Annotated in this window: 28 protein-coding genes; 9 read left to right on the top strand and 19 right to left on the bottom strand. The window is 63.5% G+C overall.

The window, feature by feature from the left end:
• The coding region (locus tag EN932_RS07330; protein WP_245483263.1) for a L,D-transpeptidase family protein at nt 1-456 on the bottom strand (456 nt) is incomplete at its 3' end.
• A gap of 144 nt (nt 457-600) precedes the next feature.
• On the opposite strand from EN932_RS07330, the gene EN932_RS07335 reads away from it, so the two are divergent.
• The 4 genes from EN932_RS07335 to EN932_RS07350 all read left to right on the top strand — a co-directional run bounded on the left by EN932_RS07335 (nt 601) and on the right by EN932_RS07350 (nt 4,096).
• Nucleotides 601-1,284 carry a response regulator transcription factor gene (locus EN932_RS07335; protein WP_013528898.1) on the top strand — a complete coding sequence of 228 codons (684 nt, stop codon included), beginning with the start codon at nt 601-603 and terminating at the stop codon, nt 1,282-1,284.
• A 121-nt stretch (nt 1,285-1,405) separates the two neighbouring features.
• The gene (locus EN932_RS07340) at nt 1,406-1,861 is read left to right on the top strand and encodes a Crp/Fnr family transcriptional regulator (protein ID WP_063173345.1); all 456 of its coding nucleotides are present in this window, start codon (nt 1,406-1,408) and stop codon (nt 1,859-1,861) included.
• Nucleotides 1,862-2,076: 215 nt separating this feature from the next.
• Nucleotides 2,077-3,132 (top strand): glycosyltransferase family 9 protein, encoded by a 1,056-nt coding sequence (locus EN932_RS07345; RefSeq protein ID WP_164753664.1) that lies wholly within the window; start codon nt 2,077-2,079, stop codon nt 3,130-3,132.
• 289 nt (nt 3,133-3,421) lie between these two features.
• A complete protein-coding gene (locus EN932_RS07350) occupies nt 3,422-4,096 on the top strand; it encodes a hypothetical protein (RefSeq protein ID WP_127365964.1) in 675 nt (224 codons plus the stop codon).
• 28 nt (nt 4,097-4,124) lie between these two features.
• Here the strand turns inward: EN932_RS07350 and EN932_RS07355 are convergent, their stop codons facing one another.
• The 7 genes from EN932_RS07355 to tesB form a co-directional block, all read right to left on the bottom strand.
• Nucleotides 4,125-4,931, bottom strand: a complete 807-nt coding sequence (locus EN932_RS07355; protein ID WP_013528894.1) for an exodeoxyribonuclease III — start codon at nt 4,929-4,931, stop codon at nt 4,125-4,127.
• A gap of 171 nt (nt 4,932-5,102) precedes the next feature.
• A complete protein-coding gene (locus EN932_RS07360; protein ID WP_024505000.1) occupies nt 5,103-5,786 on the bottom strand; it encodes an outer membrane lipoprotein carrier protein LolA in 684 nt (227 codons plus the stop codon).
• 151 nt (nt 5,787-5,937) lie between these two features.
• The gene (locus EN932_RS07365; protein WP_013528892.1) at nt 5,938-8,613 is read right to left on the bottom strand and encodes a DNA translocase FtsK; all 2,676 of its coding nucleotides are present in this window, start codon (nt 8,611-8,613) and stop codon (nt 5,938-5,940) included.
• A gap of 259 nt (nt 8,614-8,872) precedes the next feature.
• A complete protein-coding gene (locus tag EN932_RS07370; protein WP_013528891.1) occupies nt 8,873-9,148 on the bottom strand; it encodes a hypothetical protein in 276 nt (91 codons plus the stop codon).
• A 325-nt stretch (nt 9,149-9,473) separates the two neighbouring features.
• Entirely contained in the window at nt 9,474-10,655 is a 1,182-nt protein-coding gene (locus EN932_RS07375; protein WP_224619141.1) for an ammonium transporter, read from the bottom strand.
• 205 nt (nt 10,656-10,860) lie between these two features.
• Complete coding sequence (locus tag EN932_RS07380; RefSeq protein ID WP_013528889.1) at nt 10,861-11,199, bottom strand: P-II family nitrogen regulator; 339 nt, start codon at nt 11,197-11,199, stop codon at nt 10,861-10,863.
• Between the two features lie 217 nt (nt 11,200-11,416).
• Nucleotides 11,417-12,292 (bottom strand): acyl-CoA thioesterase II, encoded by an 876-nt coding sequence (gene tesB, locus EN932_RS07385; RefSeq protein WP_013528888.1) that lies wholly within the window; start codon nt 12,290-12,292, stop codon nt 11,417-11,419.
• A gap of 96 nt (nt 12,293-12,388) precedes the next feature.
• On the opposite strand from tesB, the gene EN932_RS07390 reads away from it, so the two are divergent.
• Complete coding sequence (locus EN932_RS07390; RefSeq protein ID WP_027163307.1) at nt 12,389-13,648, top strand: ubiquinone biosynthesis hydroxylase; 1,260 nt, start codon at nt 12,389-12,391, stop codon at nt 13,646-13,648.
• A 10-nt stretch (nt 13,649-13,658) separates the two neighbouring features.
• On the opposite strand, the gene EN932_RS07395 is transcribed toward EN932_RS07390, so the two are convergent.
• The 3 genes from EN932_RS07395 to EN932_RS07405 form a co-directional block, all read right to left on the bottom strand.
• Entirely contained in the window at nt 13,659-14,186 is a 528-nt protein-coding gene (locus tag EN932_RS07395) for a hypothetical protein (RefSeq protein WP_024504998.1), read from the bottom strand.
• Between the two features lie 140 nt (nt 14,187-14,326).
• Entirely contained in the window at nt 14,327-14,683 is a 357-nt protein-coding gene (locus tag EN932_RS07400) for a YciI family protein (protein ID WP_024504997.1), read from the bottom strand.
• The gene (locus EN932_RS07405; RefSeq protein ID WP_024504996.1) at nt 14,680-14,901 is read right to left on the bottom strand and encodes a hypothetical protein; all 222 of its coding nucleotides are present in this window, start codon (nt 14,899-14,901) and stop codon (nt 14,680-14,682) included. The genes EN932_RS07400 and EN932_RS07405 overlap by 4 nt, the downstream gene beginning before the upstream one ends.
• 219 nt (nt 14,902-15,120) lie before the next feature.
• On the opposite strand from EN932_RS07405, the gene EN932_RS07410 reads away from it, so the two are divergent.
• The gene (locus EN932_RS07410; RefSeq protein WP_013528883.1) at nt 15,121-15,546 is read left to right on the top strand and encodes an OsmC family protein; all 426 of its coding nucleotides are present in this window, start codon (nt 15,121-15,123) and stop codon (nt 15,544-15,546) included.
• A 62-nt stretch (nt 15,547-15,608) separates the two neighbouring features.
• Here EN932_RS07410 and EN932_RS07415 read toward each other — a convergent pair whose 3' ends face one another.
• Entirely contained in the window at nt 15,609-16,580 is a 972-nt protein-coding gene (locus EN932_RS07415) for an AraC family transcriptional regulator (RefSeq protein ID WP_013528882.1), read from the bottom strand.
• A gap of 324 nt (nt 16,581-16,904) precedes the next feature.
• On the opposite strand from EN932_RS07415, the gene EN932_RS07425 reads away from it, so the two are divergent.
• Both EN932_RS07425 and EN932_RS07430 read left to right on the top strand, forming a co-directional pair.
• Nucleotides 16,905-17,258 (top strand): hypothetical protein, encoded by a 354-nt coding sequence (locus EN932_RS07425; protein ID WP_127368046.1) that lies wholly within the window; start codon nt 16,905-16,907, stop codon nt 17,256-17,258.
• Nucleotides 17,255-17,791: a hypothetical protein gene (locus tag EN932_RS07430; protein WP_164890440.1), complete on the top strand. Its 537-nt coding sequence runs from the start codon at nt 17,255-17,257 to the stop codon at nt 17,789-17,791. The genes EN932_RS07425 and EN932_RS07430 overlap by 4 nt, the downstream gene beginning before the upstream one ends.
• 2 nt (nt 17,792-17,793) lie before the next feature.
• Here EN932_RS07430 and EN932_RS07435 read toward each other — a convergent pair whose 3' ends face one another.
• The 6 genes from EN932_RS07435 to EN932_RS07460 form a co-directional block, all read right to left on the bottom strand.
• Nucleotides 17,794-18,429 carry a DUF480 domain-containing protein gene (locus EN932_RS07435; protein WP_164753663.1) on the bottom strand — a complete coding sequence of 212 codons (636 nt, stop codon included), beginning with the start codon at nt 18,427-18,429 and terminating at the stop codon, nt 17,794-17,796.
• A gap of 32 nt (nt 18,430-18,461) precedes the next feature.
• Entirely contained in the window at nt 18,462-19,241 is a 780-nt protein-coding gene (locus EN932_RS07440) for a succinate dehydrogenase iron-sulfur subunit (protein WP_013528877.1), read from the bottom strand.
• Nucleotides 19,242-19,250: 9 nt separating this feature from the next.
• Nucleotides 19,251-21,086, bottom strand: a complete 1,836-nt coding sequence (gene sdhA, locus EN932_RS07445; protein ID WP_024504991.1) for a succinate dehydrogenase flavoprotein subunit — start codon at nt 21,084-21,086, stop codon at nt 19,251-19,253.
• A 1-nt stretch (nt 21,087) separates the two neighbouring features.
• Nucleotides 21,088-21,483, bottom strand: a complete 396-nt coding sequence (gene sdhD, locus EN932_RS07450; protein WP_013528875.1) for a succinate dehydrogenase, hydrophobic membrane anchor protein — start codon at nt 21,481-21,483, stop codon at nt 21,088-21,090.
• A 2-nt stretch (nt 21,484-21,485) separates the two neighbouring features.
• Nucleotides 21,486-21,905, bottom strand: coding sequence for a succinate dehydrogenase, cytochrome b556 subunit (gene sdhC / locus EN932_RS07455; RefSeq protein WP_013528874.1), 420 nt, complete (start codon nt 21,903-21,905; stop codon nt 21,486-21,488).
• A 261-nt stretch (nt 21,906-22,166) separates the two neighbouring features.
• Nucleotides 22,167-22,595 carry a hypothetical protein gene (locus tag EN932_RS07460; RefSeq protein WP_127368049.1) on the bottom strand — a complete coding sequence of 143 codons (429 nt, stop codon included), beginning with the start codon at nt 22,593-22,595 and terminating at the stop codon, nt 22,167-22,169.
• Between the two features lie 261 nt (nt 22,596-22,856).
• Here EN932_RS07460 and EN932_RS07465 point away from each other — a divergent pair, with 261 nt between their 5' ends.
• Nucleotides 22,857-23,219: a hypothetical protein gene (locus tag EN932_RS07465; protein ID WP_024504989.1), complete on the top strand. Its 363-nt coding sequence runs from the start codon at nt 22,857-22,859 to the stop codon at nt 23,217-23,219.
• Here the strand turns inward: EN932_RS07465 and EN932_RS07470 are convergent.
• A partial coding sequence (locus tag EN932_RS07470) for a GGDEF domain-containing protein (RefSeq protein WP_164890441.1) occupies nt 23,203-24,120 on the bottom strand: 918 nt, incomplete at its 5' end. The two genes, EN932_RS07465 and EN932_RS07470, sit on opposite strands and share 17 nt — an antisense overlap.

Genomic DNA, 24,120 nt, shown 5'->3' on the forward strand with positions numbered 1-24,120 from the left:
GCCTTGCGTCGGCGTGAAGCCGGGGCGCGCCAGATGGAAGAAGATGGCGCTGCCGCGTCCGCGCCGGCGCGGCGACAGGTTCCAGTCGAGCACCAGGCAGGCGTCGTAGAGCCTGTCGTCGCGCCGCATGCGTTCGTGGCTGGCGCCATAGGGAATCCTGACCGGCCTGTTGTAGTTGCGGTCGTCAGGCACTTCGCACCAGCCCAGATCGGGCCCGATCGGCGTCATCGCCAGCCGGGTCCTGCGGCCGCTGGAGAACTGATCCCCCCGGAAATACCCCGACAGGATCCGCATCGCGGCCAGCGGCGTGGCGCCATCGCCTTCGCGCTTGTCGGCCGAGATGCCACCGCGCCCCAGCGCACAGGCAAACACCGTTTTCCCGGCCTGCAGCAGGCCCTGGCTTGGATGCCCAGGCCTCGCCCGCACGGTCAGCACACGCAGCCCTTTTCGCAAAATTGCGCCGGCTGCATTGCGATCGTGTTTTTTCTTGTATGATCGTGCCACGGAACAAATCACTGTGAACGGCTGTTACGCCGGTCAGCTTCCGCATAAACAGGCAGCGGTCAACTGAATTTTCTTTTCAAAACAACGGATTGATCCATGACTTCACGCACCATACTGATCGTCGACGACGATGATGACCTGCGCGGCACGCTGGTCGAGCAATTATCCCTTTACGAGGAATTCGACGTGCTGCAGGAATCGACTGCGGCAAAAGGTGTCGCCGCAGCGCGCGGCGGCCTCATCGATCTGCTCATCATGGATGTCGGGCTGCCCGACATGGATGGCCGCGAAGCGGTGAAGATCCTGCGCAAGGGCGGCTACAAGGCGCCCATCATCATGCTGACCGGTCACGACACCGATTCGGATACGATTCTTGGTCTCGAGGCCGGCGCCAACGACTATGTGACGAAGCCGTTCCGCTTCGCCGTGCTGCTGGCGCGCATTCGGGCGCAGTTGCGCCAGCATGAGCAGAGCGAGGATGCCACCTTCTCGGTCGGGCCCTATACTTTCAAGCCCAGCCAGAAACTGCTGCTCGACCCGCGCGGCGGCAAGGTGCGGCTGACGGAGAAGGAGGCCTCGATCATCAAATATCTCTATCGCGCCGACCAGAAGGTGGTGACGCGCGACGTGCTGCTCGAGGAGGTGTGGGGCTACAATTCCGGCGTCACCACGCACACGCTGGAAACCCATGTCTACCGGCTGCGCCAGAAGATCGAGCGCGATCCTTCCAATGCGGAAATTCTTGTGACAGAAAGCGGCGGCTACAAGCTGGTTCCTTAAACATTTTCATTATCCAATGAGCGGCCGGGCGGGGCCGCTTTCGGGTACGATCCAGTTGGAGGGTGGTTTGGATCGAACTCGCAGAGGAGGAGTCGGACTGTCGGTTCGGGGACATAGCTAGATGGCGCTGGATGACGACATCCGCGTTCTGTCCGCCGTGAGGCTCTTCGAGGGCTTCACGCAGGAACAACTGCGCCTGCTCGCCTTTGGCGCCGAGAACACCAGGCTGATTGCCAACCACAAGCTTTATCGCGAGGACGACGAGGCCGATTCCGCCTATATCGTTGTCAGCGGGCGCATCGTGCTCTACCGGGAGCAGAATGGCGAACGCATCCCGATAGGCACGGCAGGCCCCGGCACGATCCTGAGCGAACTGGCATTGATCGCCGACACCAACCGGCTGACCAGCGCGTCGGCCGAGATCGATTCGGAAGTGATGCGGCTCAGCCGCAAGATGTTCCACCGCATCCTGGAGGAATACCCCGAGGTCGCGGTCAAGCTGCACCAGCGCATCTCCGAGGAATTTCAGGCGATGATCCGCCGCATCGAGGAACTGGCGCCGCGCTTCTCCGGCTAAATCTAGCGTACCCACGAAGCTGCTGGCTTCGCAGCCGAAGGGAGAAGTGTTTTCAACGACAGCGATGAACTGGTCGTGGCGCACTGCGCGCCATCCGGACGCCCGGATCCAGCGGCAAGGCTCCGTTGACAGGCAAGAGGTGAAATCCTAAAGCACCTCGAAGGCGGCCGGCGCAGCAGGCGCCATCACCACCAGGCTCCTGGGGGGAGCGAGCCATGCCATCAGGGCGGTACGAGACCATTATCTTGTATTCCCGCAATGACGCGTTCGGCGACGGACTGATCCGGATTCCGGCATTGCGCGCCGCCAGAACGGCATTCCCCGACAGTTTCATCGTCTACGGAACCACCCGGTCGTCGTCCCTTGAACATAGCCTCAATCGCCATGCCGGCCATTTGGTCGATGCGATCAATGTGCGGACGCCCCTGGCGCGCCTGATCGCCGGTCACAGCAAGGGCAAGGGGCGATTGGCCGTCGTCGATTTCCGCATCTCGGCGCGTTGGCTGCTTCAAGCCTCGGCATCACTGCTCGGCCGCGGCATTGCCTATGAGGCAAACTTTCCGGCTTTCGCCCTTTCCTGGCGCCTGGGTCACAGGCCTGAAGCACGACCCGGGCACAATGCCTGGCGCTACCATCGCCTCATCGAACGCCTTGCCGGCAAGCGGCTGCCTTTCGATCATCGGCTGGAGCCTAGCCCGGCCGCACGAGCGGCGGCCAGGAGCCTTGCGGACGGCAAGCATGCTCCCTTGATCATTATCGCGGCGCATGGCAGCGCCAGCAAGCGCATGTCGGCGGATCAGGTTGCCGCAATCGCCGACAGCCTGATCGCCGACGGGGCGAACCTTCTCTATGTGAGAACCCCCGGCGACGGTCCCGATATGGCTGAGCTGGCTCAGCGCGTGCCGAAGCTGCGGCTTGTCGATTCCGCCGCGATCGGAGGTGTCGATATCGGTGACATCTTGCTGGCGCTCGGCGAGTTTGCCGATCTTTACATCGGCGCCGAAGGCGGTACCGCACATCTCATGGCAACGGTGATGACGCCGATGGTTATCCTCAATGGCGGCGCCAACATGGCCCGTTGGAGGCCGCTTTCGAACTGCGTGGACGTGATCGCGACCCGCCATGCCAGCCCGACCGGCCTGGTCGCCGATGTCCCGGCGCCGACAATCATCGAAGCGGCGCAACGGATGCTGGCGACACGCCGCCGCGACCATCCCCATCTGCCGGATAAGCCTGTCAGCGCAGCAGCCCTGGGGCAACGACATGCGTGAAGACGTGAAGCGCGCCGTTTGAGTTCGAATTTATTTGGACGCGCTTCGAAGCGTGCTGGGATTCAGGTCGGGCATTTGCAGGCCGGCCTCCCCTGAACATCGGCGCCATGGTACAATGGGTTCGGTGGAGCGAAGCGCTGCAACCGTTCGATGCTGACCACCGGCACAATGCAGGCGGAGTTCTCGGCGCGGCAGAGCTGGCAGCCATCGTACTGGATTAGGCATAGGTCAGCACTTCTTGATCTTTGATTCCAATGGAGTTCCTCTCAGTCCTCTATGAGAATAGCAAATGCCAGAGAACAGCGCGCCGAACACAAAGCATGGCGGCGAATGGACAATAGCCTGGCGCTTGGTCGTGTTGGCGGCGGCGGCGATCAACGTTGCGATGCTCTTGGCCGCGCTGTTCGTCGCGCAAATTCGTGGTCTGGACGCGTGGATCTTTTATCGAGATCCATCCGCAGCCGCCGGAGTCGGTTTCTATACGGGGTGGATTTCGTCCCTGGGTGCTTCGCTATGGATCGGCTCCGGCGCCGCGACCCTGTTTGCTGGCCTGCTCACGCGCCGATGGGATTGCACGTTTCTCGGCGGCCTTACCCTCCTCCTGGGCCTCGATGACCTGTTGTTGATCCATGAGGACGTGCTGCCCATTGTTGGGATACCAGAGATCGTTCCGATGATTGCCTACGCCGGCGCCGGGTTGTTCTGGTTCTTCCGGCTGCGACGAAAAACATTCGACGGCACGATCATCTTTGTGGCCGCAGGCTTCCTGCTGGCGATGTCAGCATCGATCGACCAGCTCGGAGAGCTGTTTCCTACCCCCGGTTCTGCGGCCGCCATCGCCGAGGACGTCGTCAAAGAGCTTGGCATCTTCCTTTGGGCGGCAGGTGCCGTTGGGTACGCGGCGATGGTGACACGATTGGGCCGTCCGTGGGTGGATCCAGCCGGTCCCAACTCTACAGACTGACTGCCGCACGCGGGCATTTTCGACCAGACTAGTCCAGATCGAACCGCGCGATGACAGGCACATGGTCCGACGGGCGCTCCCAGCCGCGCGCCAGACGCAGGATCTCGTAGCCGGAAAAGCTGGGCACAAGGTTCGGCGACGACCAGACGTGGTCGAGGCGGCGGCCGCGATTGGACAGCTCCCAATCCTGCGCGCGATAGCTCCACCAGGTGTAGAGCTTCTGCTCATCCGGCACGTTGAGCCGCATCAGGTCGACCCAGTTGCCGGCGCGACGCATCGCCTCGAAATTTTCCGTCTCGACCGGCGTGTGGCTGACCACGTTGAGCAATTGCTTGTGCGACCAGACGTCATGTTCGAGCGGGGCGATGTTGAGGTCGCCGACCAGCACCGAGCCGGACACCTCGTCATGTTCTGCCCGGATGGCATTCATCTCGGCAACGAAATCGAGCTTGTGCTTGAACTTCCTGTTGATGACGGGATCCGGTTCGTCGCCGCCCGCCGGGACGTAGAAATTATGCAGCAGGATCGCCTTGCCGCCGGCCCGCACCGTCACCGAGAGGTGCCGGCTGTCCTCGATTTCGCAAAAGCGTCGCTTTTCGACCAATTCGATCGGCCGCCGCGCCACGGTTGCTACGCCGTGGTAGCCCTTCTGGCCATGGAAGGCGATGTGCTCGTAGCCGAGCTTGCGGAAAGCCTTCTCGGGGAACAGTTCGTCGGGAACCTTGGTTTCCTGCAGGCACAGCACGTCGGGCGCATGCTCGACGAGCAGGCGCTCGACGATCGGCATGCGAAGGCGAACGGAGTTGATGTTCCAGGTGGCGATGGAGAAGGGCATTTGGCAATCCAGGACAGCGTGCAACGGCCAGAACCGATGGGTCCCGGCGGGGAAGACGCCTTTTGACGGAGTCGGTCCGGGAAATTGCCAGCCGCGGACCGCAAAGACAAGCCGGGCAACGCCCGACGAGGCGCGGCCCGGTGCTTTCCACAGCTATTGGAGCGTTTGAAGCTAGCGCGCCTTGTTGGTGTTGAGCTCGCGGTTCGCCGTGTAGTCGATGGCGAAAGTATCCGGCGCGAAGCTGACGCCTTCCTTGGTGTTGAAGATCATCACCGTCGTATCCTTGCCCTGCGCGTCGGTGATCGTCCACTGCCGCAAGTCGAAGGTTTTCGGATCGAACATCATGGTGATCTTCGAATTGCCGAACACCGATTTGTCGGCGAGCTGGATGGTTGTGAGGTCGTCCTCCTGCTTGACGCTTTTGACGCGGTCGCCGGAGAGGTCGATCCTGTTGTCGAGCAGCAGCTTCAAGGGTGTCTTCGACAGCGGATAGAGATCGGACGTGTTGAGCCTCTTGTTCAGGATGACCACCGACTGGCCGTCTGAAATCACCCGGAAGTTCGAAGAGCCGTCGTAGTTGAAGCGGATCTTGCCCGGCCGTTCGAGGAAGAACTTGCCGCCGGTCTGCTCGCCCTTGGGGCCGAACTGCACGAATTCGCCGCTCATCGATTTGACCGAGGAAAAGTGGTCGGCGATCTTCTGCGCAGCGGCCGGCACAGCCGCCTGCGCCGAGGCCAGCACCTGGAAGCCGGGCACCGCGTTGAAGGCTGCCGCCCCTGCAAACGCCAGGCCGAGGCCCAGCAACTGACGCCGGGAGGGAGCAAATGTGCTGAGCGCTGAAAGATCGTTTTTCATATCGGTCACTCTCGTCTGATTCCTGAGTTGTTCTGTGCTTGGACCCCCAGTTGGGCTGAAATTTGGCGGGTCGGGCGTCCCTTGGTCGCTTCAACGCCTTGAAAGGTTCAAGGTTGCCGGACAGGGATGTCGCAAGGGTCAGGCTTTCTGGTCAGAACTTGTCCTCTTCGGTCGGCACCAGGATCTCGCGCTTGCCGGCATGGTTGGCCGGGCCGACGATACCTTCCTTCTCCATCTTCTCGATGATCGAGGCAGCGCGGTTGTAGCCGATGCCCAGCCGGCGCTGGATATAGCTGGTCGAGGCCTTGCCATCGCGCAGCACCACGGAGACCGCCTGATCGTAAGGATCGTCGGAATCCTCGAAATTGCTGTTGCCGCCACCGCCGCTCGCTCCACCCTTGCCTGACGGCTCGTCGTCATCCTCGCCATCATCCTCGGTGATGGCGTCGAGATACTCCGGCACGCCCTGCAGCTTCAGATGCGCGACGATCTTCTCGACCTCTTCATCGGCGACGAACGGGCCGTGCACGCGCTGGATACGGCCGCCGCCGGCCATGTAGAGCATGTCGCCCATGCCGAGCAGCTGCTCGGCGCCCTGCTCGCCCAGAATGGTGCGGCTGTCGATCTTCGACGTCACCTGGAAGGAGATGCGGGTCGGGAAATTGGCCTTGATGGTGCCGGTGATGACGTCGACCGACGGCCGCTGCGTTGCCATGATGACATGGATGCCGGCGGCGCGCGCCATCTGAGCCAGGCGCTGCACGGCACCTTCGATGTCCTTGCCGGCGACCATCATCAGGTCGGCCATCTCGTCGATGATGACGACGATATAGGGCATCGGCTCGAGATCGAGGTTCTCGGTCTCGTAGATCGCCTCGCCGGTCTGGCGGTCGAAGCCGGTCTGAACGGTGCGCGAGATCTTCTCACCCTTCTTGTCCGCCTGGCTGACGCGGGCGTTGAAGCCGTCGATGTTGCGCACGCCGACCTTGGACATCTTGCGGTAGCGGTCCTCCATCTCGCGCACGGTCCATTTCAGCGCCACCACCGCCTTCTTCGGATCGGTGACGACGGGCGTCAGCAGATGCGGGATGCCGTCATAGACCGAGAGTTCCAGCATCTTCGGATCGATCATGATCAGCCGGCAATCCTGCGGCGTCAGCCGGTAGAGCAGCGACAGGATCATGGTGTTGATGGCGACCGACTTGCCCGAGCCGGTGGTGCCGGCGACCAGCACGTGCGGCATCTTGGCGATGTCGACGATGACCGCCTCGCCATTGATGGTCTTGCCCAGCGCCAGTGCCAGCTTGGCCTTCGTCGTCTCGAAATCGCGGCTGGCCAGGATCTCCCTGAGATAGACGGTTTCGCGCTTGGCGTTCGGCAGTTCGATGCCGATGGCGTTGCGGCCGGGCACCACCGCGACGCGGCAGGCGATGGCGCTCATCGAGCGGGCGATGTCGTCGGACAGGCCGATGACGCGCGACGATTTGATGCCGGGCGCCGGTTCGAGCTCATAGAGCGTGACGACCGGACCCGGACGGACGGCGATGATCTCGCCCTTGACGCCGAAATCCTCCAGCACGCCTTCGAGCAGGCGCGCATTCTGTTCCAGCGCGTCCTTGGACAGGCTGGCGTCGCGCACCACGTTCTTCGGCTCGGAGAGGAAGTGCAGCGACGGCATTTCAAATTTTTCAGAGCCGATCAGCGATGTCTGCGCCTCGCGCTGCACACGGGCGCCTGGCACGGGGCGCGCCGCCGGCGCCTCGACGCGCGTGGCGGCATCGGAACGGAACGGCTGTACCTTGGCGGTCGGCGCGCCGCGGCGTTGCACGACAGGCTCATCGTCGAAATCGGCATCCTCGCCCGCATTGTCGAAGCGGTCGTCGAAGATATCGGCATCGTCGGGGTCGAGCGAGGCGCTGCGGTCATTGACCATGGCGGCGAAGAATTCCGGCTCGACGCGGGCGCGGCCATCCTGGCTCATCCGCTGCTCGGCGAACTCGGCCGATTCGACCCGTTCGGCCGCGCGGCGCCAGGCGGTGGAGCGCTGCTCCATCTCCGGCTCGTACTCGTCCCGCTCTTGCCTGCGGCGCACGGCGCGGCGGTGCATCCACGCGCGCAGCGACAGCCACCAATGGGTGATGGCGCCGAGCGCCAGGATGCCCTCGTCGCCTTCGTCCTCGTCATTGTCGAACAAAAGGTCGTCCTCGCGCGGATCGACGGCGGGCTCGTCCTCCATCACCGCAAAGCCGTTCTTGCGTCCGATCAGCGCCGAGCCATGGGCAAAGAGCCACAGTGCGGGCGCCGAAAGCAGGATGGCGATGATGCTGGCGATCAGCCCGGTCGGATAGCCGCCGATGACGACACCGGGGATCTTCAGCACCATGTCGCCGAACACGCCGCCGAGGCCGGTGGGCAGCGGCCAGGTCTTGGGCGGCACCACGCAGCCGACCATCGCAGCGGCCAGCAGCGCGAAGCCGAACCAGGACAACCCGCGCTTGGGCAGCCTGTCGACGCCGCGCGCGGAAAACAGCAGGAAGCCCCAGATGACCGTCGGAACCAGGGCGGCGACGGCGGCGAGGCCGAAGAACTGCATGGCGAGGTCGGAGAACACGGCACCCGCATAGCCCATGGCGTTGGTGACGGTGTTGTTCGTCGCGTGGGAAAAACTCGGATCGGCGACATTCCAGGTGGCAAGGCTGGCAACGCCAAAGGCGGCCAGCGCGAACAGGCCGACGCCAACCAGCCGCCCCACCTGACGCCGCGCGAACGCCTGGATGCCGTGCCCCGTATCGGCCAGCGCGAGCGGTGCTGAAGCCCCTGAACGCATGCTCTTCCCCGTCTGTCGTGGACTCGCCGGGTGCGTGGCGCACTCCGGCAGATTCGGGTCTCAGACTATCGGTGGGAAGGTTAAGGGCGCATTAACTATAAGAGGTTGAGACGCTCAAACCTCATTACCGCCGGTTGAGGCGTATGAGGCAATGTTGGACGACGGACCGATGGAGCTCCATCGAACGAAACAATGGCGGGCTGCCGGCCCGCCATTGGTCGTCTGAACAGAGATCGGGTCTCGGCCCGATCGCGGCAAATCAGTTGGCGCCGCCGAGCGCCTGCACATTGGCGCAGAATTCCGCATGCGGCTTGCTCATCGCCGCATCCTGGCATTCCTTCTTCATCGCTTCCTGCTTTTCCATCGGCATGGCCATGAAAGCTGTCTTGAAGTCCGCCATCGGCTTCATGGTTTTCATGCCGGAATCCGTGAAGAACGGCGCCATGTTGTCGGGCTCGTCCAGAGCACCGGCAAACGCCACGCCGCCGATCATGGAAAGAGCAAGCGCTCCGAGACAGATGTTCTTGAGGTTCATGAGATGGTTTCCTTCCCTGTTGTTTGGCACGAGCGTCAGAACGACGATCGTCCCCACGGTTCGGAACCAGAGCGGTCGTTGTTTCCTCAAAAAACATGATCACGCGAACGTGATTGCGTGAAGCCGGGCATTGCCGGAATGGCTTGCCAAAAAAAGAGGCCCGGATGCGATCCGGGCCTCAATGCGTGAACTCCTTTCGGGAGCATCACGACGGGATCTTTCAAAGCAATTCCAGGAGAACTGTGCAGCGCTTTCCATTCGGAATTGCGTGGAGATATGGGGCCGGCGGGAGGAGGGTTCCGCCGGCCCCTTGGCTAAGCTGGCCTTACGGCACCACTTCGCCATGCTGGGAGATGTCGAGGCCTTCGACCTCTTCCTGGGTCGTCGGGCGCAGGCCGACAAGCGCCTTGACGATGTAGAGGAGCACGAAGGTGGCAATGCCGGTCCACACGATAGTGACGGCAACGCCGTAGATCTGCTTGCCGAGCGAAGCACCTGCGCCGAGGCTGTTGATCGCCGGGTCGGCGAGCACGCCGGTGAGCAGAGCGCCTACCACACCGCCGACGCCATGCACGCCGAAGGCGTCGAGCGAGTCGTCATAGCCGAACATGTGCTTGACCTTGACCGCCGAGAGGTAGCAGACGACGCCTGCGACGATGCCGACGATGAAGGCACCGGTCGGGTTGACGAAGCCGGAAGCCGGCGTCACCGCGACCAGGCCGGCAACCGCACCCGAGATGATGCCGAGCACGGAAGGCTTCTTGGCGACGATCCATTCGGCGAACATCCAGGCCAGTGCCGCCGCCGCGGTGGCAACCTGGGTGTTGAGCATGGCAGCGCCGGCAAGACCGTCGGCTGCCAGTTCCGAACCGGCGTTGAAGCCGAACCAGCCAACCCACAGCAGCGAAGCGCCGATCACCGAATAGACCAGGTTATGCGGCGCCATGTTGGTGGTGCCATAGCCTTCGCGCTTGCCGAGAACCAGCGCACAGACCAGACCGGCGACACCGGCATTGATGTGAACGACCGTACCGCCGGCAAAGTCGAGCACGCCCGCCGATCCGAGGAAGCCGCCACCCCAGACCCAATGCGCGATCGGCACGTAGACGACCAGCAGCCACAACGCCATGAAGATCAGCAGCGCCGAGAACTTCATGCGTTCGGCGAAGGCGCCGGCAATGAGCGCCGGCGTGATGATGGCGAACGTCATCTGGAACATCGAGAACACGAATTCAGGAATGTTGGCGACGCCCGGCAGCCACAGCGAGGCCGTGGTGATGCCGTGATGGAAGAACTTCGAGGTGCCGCCGATATAGCTGTTCACGCCGCCGCCGTCCGAGAAGGCCAGCGAATAGCCGAACATGAACCACAGCACCGTCACCAGGCAGGTGATGGCGAAGCTCTGCATGACGGTGGCGAGCACGTTCTTCTTGCGCACCATGCCGCCGTAGAACAGCGCAAGGCCCGGAATGGTCATCATCAGCACCAGCGCCGTCGAGGTCAGCATCCAGGCGGTGTTGCCGGTGTCGAGCACCGGGGTCGGGGCAGCAGCCGGCGCGGCCGCGGCTGCGGCCGGTGCCGCTTCCTGTGCGAAGGCGGCGACCGTGCCCAATGCTGCGAGAGCAAGCGAACCCAAAAGGGCAGCTCGTCCCGTCGTCTTCAAGGTGGAAGGAATATTCATTGAACTCTCCATTGGAATACGTGATCGCCGCTCAGAGCGCGTCGGTGTCTGTTTCGCCGGTGCGGATGCGCACCGCCTGATCGATGCCGAAAACGAAGATCTTGCCGTCGCCGATCTGGCCGGTCTTGGCGGCTGCGGTGATGGCTTCGACGGCCTTGTCGACCATGTCGGCACTGACCGCGACTTCGATCTTGATCTTCGGCAGGAAGCTGACCGCGTATTCCGCCCCGCGATAGATCTCCGTATGCCCTTTCTGACGCCCGTAGCCTTTGACTTCGGTGACGGTCAGGCCCTGGATGCCGACGGCGGTGAGCGCTTCGCGTACCTCGTCGAGCTTGAACGGCTTGATGATTGCCATCACGATTTTCATAAGGTTTCACCCTTTGCTGTTGCGGTCCCCCGCGTTTGTACACCTTCACCGATCCCAAAGAGCCGGAGAGTGCCCACAAGGATTCAAGCTCCGTGCCAAGTGCCGAAGCAGGGTGTTAACCCACTGTAAACAAAGAGATTAGGGGGTGCACCGACGCAACCTGCCCACAGCTGCGGCGATACGCCTGCTTAAAAATTAGGCAAATTTTGAAAAATGCCTACTCTGCAGGCGATCGCTTGAGCCGGATCAGCCCTTCCTGCGCAACCGAGGCAATCAGCGTACCGTCGCGGGCAAACAGCGAGCCGCGTGTAAAGCCGCGCGAGCCCTGCGTCGACGGGCTGTCCTGCGTGTAGAGCATCCAGTCGTCGAGCGCATGGCTGCGGTGGAACCACATGGCGTGGTCGAGGCTCGCCGCCTGGATATCGCGATCGAAAATGGCGCGGCCATGCGCGAAGGTCGATGTGTCGAGCAGCGTCATGTCGGAGAGATAGGCGAGCACCGCTGCCTGGATGGCGCGGTCCGCCGGCACCGGACCGGTGGTGCGGATCCAGATGTTCTGCTTTGGCTCCAGCTTTTCGCGGCTGGTGTAATGCTTCAGCATCACCGGCTTCATCTCGATCGGCCGGTCGCGCTCCCAGTAGCGTTTGATCCCATCGGGCACCGCCTCGCCGAATTTGCCCAGCAATTCGCGTTGCGACAGCAATGTGTCCGGCCCCGGAACGTCCTGCGGCATCGGCACCTGGTGCTCCAGGCCGACCTCATCCTGCTGGAACGAGGCTTCGAGCGAAAAGATCGCCTGGCCGTGCTGGACCGCCACCACGCGCCGCGTGGTGAAGGAGCCGCCGTCGCGAATGCGGTCGACCTCGTAGACGATCGGCACCTTGGTGTCGCCGGGCCGCATGAAATAGCCGTGCAGCGAATGCACGTACCGATCGGGATCCACTGTCCGCTGCGCCGCCACCAGCGCCTGGGCGATGGTCTGGCCGCCGAACACGCGCTGCCAGTCGAGCAGCGGGCTGCGACCACGATACAGATTGTGTTCCAGCTTCTCGAGGTCGAGAATGCCGAGAAGCTCGTCCATGGCTGCCGTCATATTTCGCGCCCTCGCCGCAGAAGTGTTATGGCGGTTTCCGACAGGACGGACAGGCAGTCAAGGGCGCAAGACCCGGCCGGCGCAGGAGCGAAGATGATGGAACGCAAGGCGGACACGAAAAACAGATCCGGGCTCGATGTCCTGGTCGCCGGCGCCGGCTATGTCGGCCTGGCCGCCGCCGTATCGCTGAAACAGGCGCGACCGGGCCTCGCCATCGCTCTCGTCGATGCGGCACCTGCTGGCGCCTGGCAAAGGGATGGCCGCGCCTCGGCCATTGCCGCTGCCGCCTGCCGCATGCTCGACCAGCTCGGCGTGTGGGCCGAGATCGCACCCCAGGCGCAGGCGATCACTGAGATGATCATCACCGATTCGCGCACCGCCGATCCGGTGCGTCCGGTCTTCCTGACCTTCGGCGGCGAAGTGGCGCCGGGCGAGCCCTTTGCGCATATGGTCGCCAACAAGGTGCTGAACGGCGCCTTGCGGGCCAGCGCCGAAAGGCTCGGCATCGATATCATCGAAGGCGTCGCGGTGCAGGGCTTCGAGACCAACGGCAGTGGCATCACCGTGCATCTCGCCGACGGCGCGGCGCTGAAGGCGCGGCTGCTGGTCGCCGCCGACGGCGTCAACTCGAAGCTGCGCGACATGGCCGGCATCAAGACGGTGAAGTGGGAATATGGCCAGTCCGGCATCGTCTGCACGGTAGCGCACGAACGCCCGCACAATGGTCGCGCCGAAGAGCATTTCCTGCCGGCCGGGCCTTTCGCCACATTGCCGCTCAAACCCGGCGAGGACGGCACCAACCGCTCGTCGATCGTCTGGGTCGAGCGTACGCCCGATGCCGAGAAGCTGGTGGCCGGTGACGATCTCCTGTTCGAACACGAACTCGAGCAGCGTTTTGGCCTGAAGCTTGGCGAGATCCGCGTTACTGATGCGCCGCGCGCCTGGCCGCTCGGCTTGACCATTGCGCGTGCCTTCGTCGCGCCCCGCATCGCGCTCGCCGGCGATGCCGCCCACGGCATCCACCCGATCGCCGGCCAGGGCCTCAATCTCGGCTTCAAGGATGTCGCAGCCCTTGCCGAGGTGATCGTCGAGGCCGACCGGCTCGGCCAGGACATCGGCGCGCTCGACGTCCTCGAACGCTACCAGCAGTGGCGCCGCTTCGACACGGTGCAGATGGGCATCACCACGGACGCGCTGAACCGGCTGTTTTCCAACGATATCGGCCCGCTGCGAACCGTCCGCGACATCGGCCTCGGCCTTGTCGAACGCATGCCGCGCCTGAAGGATTTTTTTATCCGGCAGGCGTCGGGGTTGTCCGCCAGCACGCCGCGATTGTTGAAGGGCGAGGCGATCTGAGCGCTATCGCTCAGTTGACCTCAAAACCCAGCTTCTGCCGCAGCCGCAATATCCTCTGGTCGGATATTTCGAGACGTTTCTCGCCGCCCTGGGCGGCGCGGTTGACCATCTGCAGCAGATCGTTCCGCTCGGCGACATCGAGGCGTTCGCGCAGGAACGGCGCCAGCTTGTCGATGACGACGGTGGTGTCGTCGACCTGCGCCGCCGCCCATTTGGCGTAGATCACCGCCTCGTCGGTCTTCTTCTTGTCGGCGATCTCGGAAATCACCGCGCGGATGACAGCCTCGCGCTGCGGCAGGATGGGCCCATCCTCGGAGACGATTGATGTGATCAGCGTAGCCGCCGCTACGACCGGATCATCGATCGCCGTCAGAGGCGACAGAGCCGCCTGCTTGCGCAGCTTCTTGCGACGGATGTTGCCCTGCACGCGCCCGACAACGTCCGCAACCTCGCGAGCCGCGTCGTTCATCGCCTTCATCCGGTACCACCAGAACGCCGCCGCGCCCATCACGCCAAGGATAGCAATCAGGAAAGGCATGTCGAAATCCCCAAGAACCCCGGCGACGATAGGAGAACTCTCGCCTTGCTTCAACACGCAAAAGTTGCGCACCAAATGAACCGGGACGATCGTTCAATCGAACGCCTTGGTTTCCGCGTGGCTGTAGCACATGGCGGGGGCTATGACCCCGGCACATTGTAGATCGCCCGCACCTCGATGGTGCCGATTTCGGCCAGCGGGATCTCGCCGGCGATCTCCAGCGCCTGGTCGAGATTGTCGGCCTCGATCATGACGAAGCCAAGCAACTGCTCCTTGGTTTCGGCGAACGGGCCGTCGGTGATCAGCCGCTTGCCCTGGCGTCGCCGCACCGTCTTCGACGTCTTCACCGATTGCAGCGCCTGCGCGACGATCAGCACCCCACGCTGATCCAATGACCGGTCATGAGCCATCGAATCGGCATCGAGCTTGGCCAGACGCTCCGGCGTCATGGCATGGAGGTCGTTTTCCTCGCCATAGACCAGACAGACATATTTCATTTCCAGCTCCCTTGCTGTGACGAACCATAGGCGATCACGGTATCGGTTGAGTTCTTGCCGGCAGCGACATGGTCGAGAAGGCTGACCGCAATGCCGATGATTGCAACTGCCGCAAGCAGCCGGCCGAAGCCGGAGGGCGGCACATGCAGCGGGTCGCTTTTCCCTGGATCGGCCGTTCGGCAGGTGCTTGTCCAATGGGCAGAAAACAGATTGTTCATGCGAACCTCCATCCGCCACGAGAATCCGTGGCCGCCCGCAGGACGGTCGGGGCCGATGCAAGTCGACATTCTTGCACGTACATTTTTTCAAAAAAATTCGGTGCGGCTCGCCGGTGCTGCGTGCGCGCGCAAACAGCGCGGTGGCCTTCCCTCGCGCCCGCGCTATAGTTGGGAGGAACGCCGCCTGGCCGGCGCCACCGCTGTAATAAGGAGGAATTCATGGACCGCACCGCAAACGCCGTCTGGAAAGGCAATCTGAAAGAGGGCACGGGCACGCTCGACACCCAGAGCGGAACCCTGAAGGGCACGCCCTATTCGTTCAAAGCGCGCTTCGAGGACGAGAGCGGCAAATCCGGCACCAACCCTGAAGAGCTGATCGCGGCGGCGCACGCCGGCTGCTTTGCCATGCAGTTTTCGCATTTCCTGGCCGAGAACGGCACGCCGGCCACCGAACTCGACGCCAAGGCCGTGGTGACGCTGGTTCCCGGCACCGGGATCACCGGAAGCGCCCTCACAGTGGTCGGCAAGGTCCCGGGCATCGACGCGGCGAAGTTCAAGGAATTGGCCGAAAAGGCCAAGGCCGGCTGCCCGGTCTCGAAGGCGCTCGGCGCCATAAACGTATCGCTCGACGCCAAGCTCGGCTGAAGGCCCGAACGGCAAATTCATCCAGAAACCGCCGGCCCTTGGGCCGGCGTTTTCGTTTGCGGTCAGCCCTTCAACGCGGCCGCCCGCACATCCGATGGCGTCGCGCCGTAGCGCCGCCGGAACGCCCGGTTGAAATAGGAGAGGTCGTTGAAGCCTGCCTCGAAGGCGATCGCCGTGATGCTGCGTCCGGCATGACGAGGATTGCTGAGCATCCGATGCGCGCGCAACAGGCGCTGGCACAGCATGAAATCCGACAGCGACGTGCCTTCGCTCTCGAACAGTTTTCTGATGTAGCGGGCCGAAAGGCGGTGACGGCGGGCGATGTCTTCGGCCGACAGGTCGCCGCCATGGGCTGTTATTTCGGCCTTGATGGCACGCAGCCGCGCCACGCGCACGCCTCGGCCCCGGGCGATTTCTGCCGCGTCTCGGGTGGCACCCATGGCCAGAGCGACGAGATCGAAAATATGCGTCGTCGCCAGATGCCAGGCCTCCGGGGTCAGCACGTCGCCGGCATCCTGGATCGACCTGACATAGTCGAGCAGCAGCCGCATCGCCCCGCCGGAGGTTGGCAGCGGCTGCATCAGCGCCGGGGCCGGGTCGCCGATCAGCGGTGACAGTGCCTTGAGCGAGAAGCTCATATTGACGAAGCGAAGACCGCCTGGCTGGATGACATTGAGGCCGACCTCCTCGCCGCTCATCATCAGCGCCTGGCCGTTGCCGACCGGCTCCTCACGGCCGCGATGCTTCATCACGCTTGCGCCATCGAGGGCGACCAGGAGGACGAGATCGTCGCTGTCGATCAGCGACGTCGAATGATGGACGCGGAATTCCGAACACGTGCCCGTGGCGATGCCGAGGCCAGGCAACGCGCGCACCTGCATATCGACATGCGTCGGGCCGAGTGGATCGAGATCGACCTTGAGCACCGTGCGGCCATAGACCTCGCGCATGACCTCGACGCGATCCCGCTCCGGAAGCGCGTCCGTCATCAGTCGGAACGAGGCGGTTGGCCCCATCGTCGCCGTCACCGGCATCCCCCATGCCTCAGGTCAATTAGAAGCGGCGTGATATGCGCCGCGCCTCCGAAAACGTCAATACAGGGCCGTTTGGGCCGTTTTTAGGGCCGCTGCGTCCAAGCTGCCCGCTTTTGCCGGACCTAGTTTGCAGCGCGTTTCCGATCAGGAAGCGCATCGCAAACAGCCACAAGGGGGTTCGATGTATCATTTGCAATTGTTCAGGACACTGTCGGGGCTCGCCTCGGCAGGCTTCAATCCACGCGTCTATCTGTTGTCCATCGCTCTCGGCGGAACCGTCGCCGACCATCGCGATCCGAAGCGGCCGTGTGGGGAGCGACGGCCATGAGCGTCCGGCATACAGTCCTGGCGGCACCGGTCCTGTGCCTCGGCCTATCGGGCTGCGTCGGCATCAACCCGGTTTCTGCGGTCGTCGGCATGGCCGGCATGGCGGCGGCCAACTCCGCCGGCATGGCGCAATCGAGCGTCATCAGCCCGCAGGAGCAGGCGAAGTACGCCTTGATGTCCTGTGCGGATCTGCGGCAATTGATGGCAGGTTACGAAGAGGCGAAGAATCATGGGCCGTCGGTCAAGAAATACGGCGGCATGGCGCCGGCCGGCAAGACGGCGATCGTCAACAATGTCATCGGCACGCGGCTTGTCTATCTCCGGCAGCTTGTTGCGAGCAAAGGATGTTGAGGGCCTCGTCACACCACGCCTGCCGGGCGGCACTTGTCGGGCTTGCCGGCTGGCTGGCCTTCAGCGCCGGCGGCGCTTACGGCCAGGGCAAGGGACCGACGACACGCTCGCGCCTCGGTGCGATGCCGGCAGCGCTCGTCGGCAAGTGGGGTTTTGCAGTTGCCAGCGGCAATTATTGCGACACATTCAGCAACTGCGATCCAGGCAGCGGCGGCAGCGTCACCTTTACCTTCGGGGCTGACGGGCGCACCTATTACGCGCTGTTCCAATCGTCTCTGGTCGACGGCTGCGGTCAGGTCCGGTCGCTGACCCTGAAGACCGGTAAGGCCTCCGTGCGCGGCTCGACCCTGGTTTTCACGCCGACGGCAGGAACCTACAAATCCGTCAATGGTTGCCGGCCCGACCTCACGGGCCTCTGGAAATTCAAGCCCGGTGACCTGAAGCCGGTCTCCTTGCGCTGGCAACTGGACGGCAACCAGCTGCGGCTGATCGACCCCGACGGCGAAGCGAGCGGCGTTTACTCGAGGAGGTGAACCTAGCGCTCGCCGGTCAGCGCGTCGATGCGGGCGCGTAACATTGCAATCTCCTCCTCAAGGGCGCTGACGCGCTCCTCGAGGCCGGAGGCAGATGAACCAGCCGACGCAGCCTGCATGGCGATGGGGGCGATCTGCGGAGTCCCGCTCAGCAGATGGACGTAACGCTCCTCGCGCTGGCCCGGTCCGCGTGGGATTTCCTGGATGAGTGGCGGTCGGCGGCCGATCAGCATGTCGAGCTCGGCGCGCAGATCTTCGATCGACGAAAACCGTGCCATGCGCTCGGTGCGCGCCGACAATTCATGGGCCGTCTGCGGCCCGCGCAGCAACAGCAAGCCGATCAAGGCGGTCTGCGGTGTGGTCAGCGAGAAGCGCTGCGCCATCTGGTGCTCGTAGCGCTCGACACGCGAACCGAACATCTGCCGCACCAGCCCCTTTTGTTCGAGCAGCTTCAGCCCCCGGTGCACCTCGCTCTGCTCCAGCGCCATCACCGGCTCGCGCGCCGTCTTCTGGTTGGCGGCGGCCAGTGCCGCGTTGAGCGTCAGCGGATAGACATCCGGCGTCAGCTCCTTCTTCTCGATCAGGCAGCCGAGAATGCGAGCTTCCACAGGGGAAAGGATGGGAAGGTCATCGCTCATTGGATTACTCTCGCCGGCAACCAACCAACCGCCTAAACCCTTCTCTCCACCATCATCTTCTTGATCTCCGCGATCGCCTTGGCCGGGTTGAGGCCTTTGGGGCAGGTCTGCGCGCAGTTCATGATGGTGTGGCAGCGATAGAGCCGGAACGGGTCTTCGAGATTGTCGAGCCGCTCGCCGGTGGCCTCGTCGCGGCTATCGATCAGCCAGCGATAGGCCTGCAGAAGCGTTGCCGGGCCGAGATAGCGGTCGCCGTTCCACCAATAGCTCGGGCACGAGGTCGAGCAGCAGGCGCACAATATGCATTCATAGAGCCCGTCGAGCTTCTCGCGGTCCTCATGGCTCTGCAGCCACTCCTTGGCCGGCTCCGGCGACACCGTCTTCAGCCAGGGCTGGATCGACGCGTGCTGGGCGTAGAAATTGGTGAGGTCGGGCACCAGGTCCTTGACCACCTGCATATGCGGCAGCGGGTAGACTTTTACCGCGCCCGAAATGTCGTCGCAGCCCTTGGTGCAGGCGAGCGTGTTGGAACCGTCGATGTTCATGGCGCAGGAGCCGCAAATGCCTTCGCGGCAGGAACGCCGCAAGGTCAGCGTCGGGTCGATCTTGTTCTTGATCCACAGCAGCGCGTCGAGCACCATCGGCCCGCAATCGTCCATGTCGACGAAATAGGTGTCGATGCGCGGGTTCTCGTCGTCGTCCGGCGACCAGCGATAGATGCGGTATTCCCGCAGATTGGTGGCGCCCTCCGGCTTCGGCCAGGTCTTGCCCGGCTTGATCTGCGAATTCTTGGGGAGCGTGAGTTCAACCATGTTCGATCCTCAATACACTCTGGCCTTGGGCGCGATCTTGGCGAGGCTGATGCCGCCGTCCTTTTCAGCCAGCTGCGGCTCGGTGTGCACCGGCCGGTAGGAGAGTGCCACCTTGCCGTCTTCGCTCAGCCTGGCCAGCGTATGCTTGCGCCAGACCGCGTCGTCGCGCGCCGAAAAGTCCTCACGTGCGTGCGCGCCACGGCTCTCCTTGCGCGCCTCGGCGCTGTAGACCGTGGTGATAGCATTGGCCATCAGGTTTTCCAGCTCCAGCGTTTCGACCAGATCGGAGTTCCAGATCATCGAGCGGTCGGACACTTTGATGTCCTTCAACTCGCCCCAGATCTGCGAAATGCGCTTACAGCCATTTTCGAGCGACTCCTGCGTGCGGAATACGGCCGCGTCTTCCTGCATCGCCTTCTGCATCTTTTCACGCAGCACCGCCGTCGGCGTCGAGCCGTTGGCGTAACGCAGCCGGTCGAAGCGGTCCATGATCTTTTCGACCGAGGCTTCGTTGGGCGAAGGGATCGCCGACTTGCGGTCGATGACCTGGCCGGCGCGGATCGCCGCCGCGCGGCCGAACACCACAAGATCGATCAGCGAATTCGAACCGAGCCTGTTGGCGCCGTGCACGGAGGCGCAGCCGGCTTCGCCGACAGCCATCAATCCGGGCGACACCTGGTCTGGATTGAGCGCCGTCGGATTGAGCACCTCGCCCCAGTAATTGGTCGGCACGCCGCCCATATTGTAGTGGACCGTGGGCAGCACCGGGATCGGCTCCTTGGTCAGGTCGACACCGGCAAAGATCTTGGCCGATTCCGAAATGCCCGGCAGCCGCTCATGCAGGACGGCGGGATCGAGATGGTCGAGATGCAGGAAGATGTGGTCCTTGTTCTTGCCGACGCCGCGGCCTTCGCGGATCTCCAGCGTCATGCAGCGCGAGACGACGTCGCGCGAGGCAAGGTCCTTGGCTGACGGCGCGTAGCGCTCCATGAAGCGCTCGCCCTCGGAATTGACGAGATAGCCGCCCTCGCCGCGCGCACCCTCGGTGATCAGGCAGCCGGCGCCATAGATGCCGGTCGGGTGGAATTGCACGAACTCCATGTCCTGCAGCGGAAAGCCGGCACGCGCGGCCATGCCGCCGCCGTCGCCGGTGCAGGTGTGCGCCGAGGTGGCCGAGAAATAGGCGCGGCCATAGCCGCCGGTCGCCAGCACCACCATCTTGGCCGAGAAGCGGTGGATGGTGCCGTCATCCAGGTTCCAGGCGACGACACCGGTGCAGGTGCCGTCCGGCTCCATGATCAGGTCGAGCGCGAAATACTCGATGAAGAACTGCGCATTGTTCTTCAGCGACTGGCCGTAAAGCGTGTGCAGGATGGCATGCCCGGTGCGGTCGGCGGCGGCACAGGTGCGCTGCACCGGGGGACCTTCGCCATAGTTCATCATGTGGCCGCCGAACGGCCGCTGGTAGATCTTGCCCTCTTCGGTGCGCGAAAACGGCACGCCGTAATGTTCGAGCTCGTAGACCGCGGCCGGCGCCTCGCGCACCAGATATTCCATGGCGTCGACATCGCCCAGCCAGTCCGAGCCCTTGACGGTGTCGTACATGTGCCATTGCCAGGAATCGGGACCCATGTTGGACAGCGAGGCGGCAATGCCGCCTTGCGCCGCCACCGTGTGCGAGCGGGTCGGGAACACCTTGCTGATGCAGGCGGTGCGCAGCCCCTGTTCGGCCATGCCGAGCGTGGCGCGCAGGCCGGCGCCGCCGGCGCCAACGACCACCACGTCGAACTTGTGGTCGACAAAGGTATAGCCTGCCGTGTTGGCTTGTTTCGCGTCCTTGGCCAACTCAGCCTCCGAATGCCAGCTTGAGCAGGGCGAAGATCGAGGCGACGCCGACCGCTATGGTGAAAAATGTATTGAGCGCGATCAGCGCCAGCTTCATGCCTTCGCCATGCACGTAATCCTCGATGATCACCTGCATGCCGATCCGCATATGGGTGAGACCGGAGATGAGCACCAGGGCCATCACCAGCGCCACGAACGGGTTGGCAAGGGCTGCCCGCACATGCTCGTGGTCGGCGCCGTTGAGCGCGATCAGGAAACCGACGAAGAACAGGATCAGCGGGATGTTGGCGATCGCGGTCAGGCGCTGGCGCCAGAAATGCCCGGTGCCCTCGCGGGCGGAGCCGAGGCCGCGGACCCTCGCCAGCGGCGTGCGCATGTCGGTGTTTTTGCCGCTCATGATCAAGCTCCCCGCGCCATGGTGCCGGCGATCCATATCAGCAGCGTGAGCAGGATCGAGCCGGCCAGCGTCGCCCAGGCGATCTTCGAGGCGGTATGCTTTTCCAGGCCCGCGCCCGTGTCCCAGATGAGGTGCCGTACGCCGCCCAGCATATGATGCATCAGCGCCCAGGTGTAGCCGAACAGGATGATCCGGCCGAGCCAGGTGCCGAAGGCCCAATTGGCCCAATCGAAGGTCGCCTGCGAGCTTGCCGCCGCCATCAGCCACAGGGCGACCAGCAGCGTGCCGAAATACAGCGCGCCGCCGGTGATGCGGTGAATGATCGACATCGTCATGGTGATCGGCGGCCGGTACACGGTGAGGTGCGGCGAAATCGGCCGTTCACGTCTGGCAAATTCGCGGGTGGCTGGTGATTTGCTCATGGCTCCCCCAGTTCGGCGTCTCTCTGGAGCCTCAGGTGGAAATGCGGCATTGCCGCTTCCGGTTGCGACTTCGGACAGCCGGTTTCTAATGCTCTTTTTGCACCGCGTCAAAGCCAGAAAACCGTTTCGAAAACGTAATTTAGTCTGACTAAAAGGCGGGCTTTGGCTTCAATCGATTAGGCCGGGAAGGCCTGAAGCCGGCTCGATATCGCTGCAGTGCAACATATCTGGCCCCAGGGCCCAGCGGTGGTGAGACTGGCGTCAGCGTTTGCAGGTCTGCGGCGTCGATCCCTTCTTCATCACCAGCGCCTCGCGCCCGTCGATCACGATTGCGTCATGCGTGGCCGCCTGGTAGCGGCTGCTCTGGTTGGCAGGCGACGCCGCAAACTCCTCGGTCGCGCCGTCGGACCCGACCACACGCAACGACGTGCCTAGATTTTGGATGGAAATCATACCGTTGTTGCCGCATCTGTAGGTGGCCGTGCCTATGCCTGGTCGCGGCGCGGTAAGGTCGGTGATGATCTTGGTTGCAGCTGCCGGAGGCACCGCGGCTGCGACGGACTGCTGGGCCGGCGCAGGTGAGACGACGACGGTATTGGCTGTCTTCGGCGCGCTGTCTTGCGGCACACAGGCAGCGACGACACCGAGCAACGGGAAAACGGACGCCCAAATCGGCCGGCGTAGCGCCATATGCTGTCCTCCCGCGCGGCAAGCGGCCACGATGCTTTGTCCAGATCAATATCGTCCCGACGCCAAGGCGGACGCCGCTGCGATGGTGCGGCCAAGCATGGCCGAATGATGGCCACCGGGTTTTCCATCCAGTCGGATATTAACGGATATTAACCATGTTTACCGAGACATCGCCGCCAAACGCGCCGGCCTCTTAACAAAGGTTAAGAAACCGTTAATTTCTGATTCGAGGAGGCTTTCCCTCAAGACACGGAGGACGCCATGCGTTCGAATTCGGGCAAATCGCGCCTTGCGGCGCTCGTCGTAGCAGCCTCGGTCGCCGGCCTTGCAGCGCCAGCGCTTGCCGGCGCACGGCATCAGGATCGCGTCTACGCCGATTCCTTCGGCAACCTCGTCGTCGACAGCGCCGCCGGCTACAAGCGCATCATCGTCGGCCAAGGCAGGCTGGCCAAGCAGCTCTCCGACTACACCAGCGCCGGCCAGCCCAAGGTGATCTACGAGAACGAAGCCGACGAAATCGGCGGTTATAGCGATTGCTACCGGCCGCCGGTGCTGGTGAAGGGCCGCTCCTATATGTACGGCCTCTCCGACGGCGAGATGCCCGAACTCAGCCCCTGCCGCTAGCTTCCGTTCCGGCTGACGACCAGTTGCCGGCAGGCCCGACGGAGACGCGCACGCAATCGCGCCCGGCATTCTTCGCCTGATAGAGCGCCTGGTCGGCCCGCCGCATCAGATCGGCAAAGTCTTCGCTCGCATGGAGTTCGGCGACGCCGAAGCTCGCGGTGCAGCGGTTGTCAGCCGGCAGTCCGTCTATGGGCAGCGCGCCGAAGGCGCTGCGCGTTCCCTCGGCGAACAGCCGCGCCGCGGCAAGGTTGGTTCCCGGCAGGATGATGGCGAACTCCTCGCCGCCAATGCGGCCGGCAACGTGATGCGCGGCGGCGGCTTCACGCAGGAAGCCTGCAAAAGTCTCGATCACCCGGTCGCCGGACGCATGGCCGAAGCTGTCGTTGACGCTCTTGAAATGATCGAGATCGGCTATGACCAGCGCGACCGGCACGCCTTGCCGCAGGGCGCCAAGCACCGCCAGTTCGGCATGGCGGGTGAAGCCGCCGCGATTGAGCAGGCGCGAAAGCGTGTCCGTCTCCGACTTCGACGTCACTTCGGCAAGCACGTCGCGAACCAGGATGGCCAGCATCAGCAGCGCCAGCGCCAGCGCAAAGACAGTGCCGAGCGATTGCGACACCAGCGCGTAGTTGCTTTGCAGATAGGCTTGCGGATTGGCGCCCCAGCCGCCGAGCGCATGGGCGATGAATGGCTTGGAGGCAAACTGCAGGCCGCTCGCCGCCAGCACGGCCATCAATATGCGATCGAGACGGGCAAGCTTTTGCCTCGATGACCAGACGATGGCCAGCCCGATGAACTGCATGACCGCATAGGGAAGCTGGTAGGCCATGATGCGGATCAGCGACTGGCGGGGCAGGTCCTGTACGAAATACACAGCTATGGCGGTGGCCAACAGGAAAAA

It is taken from the genome of Mesorhizobium sp. M7A.F.Ca.US.002.01.1.1 (assembly GCF_004022955.1).
In the GTDB taxonomy this organism is placed as follows: Bacteria; Pseudomonadota; Alphaproteobacteria; order Rhizobiales; family Rhizobiaceae; genus Mesorhizobium; species Mesorhizobium ciceri.

Excerpts from the sequence above, each read along its gene's own strand:
- EN932_RS07380 (WP_013528889.1), bottom strand. The coding sequence starts at position 11,199 with ATGAAAATCGTGATGGCAATCATCAAGCCGTTCAAGCTCGACGAGGTA.
- EN932_RS07340 (WP_063173345.1), top strand. The coding sequence starts at position 1,406 with ATGGCGCTGGATGACGACATCCGCGTTCTGTCCGCCGTGAGGCTCTTC.
- EN932_RS07360 (WP_024505000.1), bottom strand. The coding sequence starts at position 5,786 with ATGAAAAACGATCTTTCAGCGCTCAGCACATTTGCTCCCTCCCGGCGT.
- EN932_RS07345 (WP_164753664.1), top strand. The coding sequence starts at position 2,077 with ATGCCATCAGGGCGGTACGAGACCATTATCTTGTATTCCCGCAATGAC.
- EN932_RS07405 (WP_024504996.1), bottom strand. The coding sequence starts at position 14,901 with ATGAACAATCTGTTTTCTGCCCATTGGACAAGCACCTGCCGAACGGCC.
- EN932_RS07390 (WP_027163307.1), top strand. The coding sequence starts at position 12,389 with ATGGAACGCAAGGCGGACACGAAAAACAGATCCGGGCTCGATGTCCTG.
- EN932_RS07335 (WP_013528898.1), top strand. The coding sequence starts at position 601 with ATGACTTCACGCACCATACTGATCGTCGACGACGATGATGACCTGCGC.
- EN932_RS07375 (WP_224619141.1), bottom strand. The coding sequence starts at position 10,655 with ATGCTGACCTCGACGGCGCTGGTGCTGATGATGACCATTCCGGGCCTT.
- EN932_RS07370 (WP_013528891.1), bottom strand. The coding sequence starts at position 9,148 with ATGAACCTCAAGAACATCTGTCTCGGAGCGCTTGCTCTTTCCATGATC.
- tesB (WP_013528888.1), bottom strand. The coding sequence starts at position 12,292 with ATGACGGCAGCCATGGACGAGCTTCTCGGCATTCTCGACCTCGAGAAG.
- EN932_RS07465 (WP_024504989.1), top strand. The coding sequence starts at position 22,857 with ATGCGTTCGAATTCGGGCAAATCGCGCCTTGCGGCGCTCGTCGTAGCA.
- EN932_RS07355 (WP_013528894.1), bottom strand. The coding sequence starts at position 4,931 with ATGCCCTTCTCCATCGCCACCTGGAACATCAACTCCGTTCGCCTTCGC.
- sdhD (WP_013528875.1), bottom strand. The coding sequence starts at position 21,483 with ATGAGCGGCAAAAACACCGACATGCGCACGCCGCTGGCGAGGGTCCGC.
- EN932_RS07400 (WP_024504997.1), bottom strand. The coding sequence starts at position 14,683 with ATGAAATATGTCTGTCTGGTCTATGGCGAGGAAAACGACCTCCATGCC.
- EN932_RS07410 (WP_013528883.1), top strand. The coding sequence starts at position 15,121 with ATGGACCGCACCGCAAACGCCGTCTGGAAAGGCAATCTGAAAGAGGGC.
- EN932_RS07395 (WP_024504998.1), bottom strand. The coding sequence starts at position 14,186 with ATGCCTTTCCTGATTGCTATCCTTGGCGTGATGGGCGCGGCGGCGTTC.
- EN932_RS07425 (WP_127368046.1), top strand. The coding sequence starts at position 16,905 with ATGAGCGTCCGGCATACAGTCCTGGCGGCACCGGTCCTGTGCCTCGGC.
- EN932_RS07365 (WP_013528892.1), bottom strand. The coding sequence starts at position 8,613 with ATGCGTTCAGGGGCTTCAGCACCGCTCGCGCTGGCCGATACGGGGCAC.
- EN932_RS07435 (WP_164753663.1), bottom strand. The coding sequence starts at position 18,429 with ATGAGCGATGACCTTCCCATCCTTTCCCCTGTGGAAGCTCGCATTCTC.
- EN932_RS07460 (WP_127368049.1), bottom strand. The coding sequence starts at position 22,595 with ATGGCGCTACGCCGGCCGATTTGGGCGTCCGTTTTCCCGTTGCTCGGT.
- EN932_RS07415 (WP_013528882.1), bottom strand. The coding sequence starts at position 16,580 with ATGCCGGTGACGGCGACGATGGGGCCAACCGCCTCGTTCCGACTGATG.
- EN932_RS07350 (WP_127365964.1), top strand. The coding sequence starts at position 3,422 with ATGCCAGAGAACAGCGCGCCGAACACAAAGCATGGCGGCGAATGGACA.
- EN932_RS07440 (WP_013528877.1), bottom strand. The coding sequence starts at position 19,241 with ATGGTTGAACTCACGCTCCCCAAGAATTCGCAGATCAAGCCGGGCAAG.
- sdhC (WP_013528874.1), bottom strand. The coding sequence starts at position 21,905 with ATGAGCAAATCACCAGCCACCCGCGAATTTGCCAGACGTGAACGGCCG.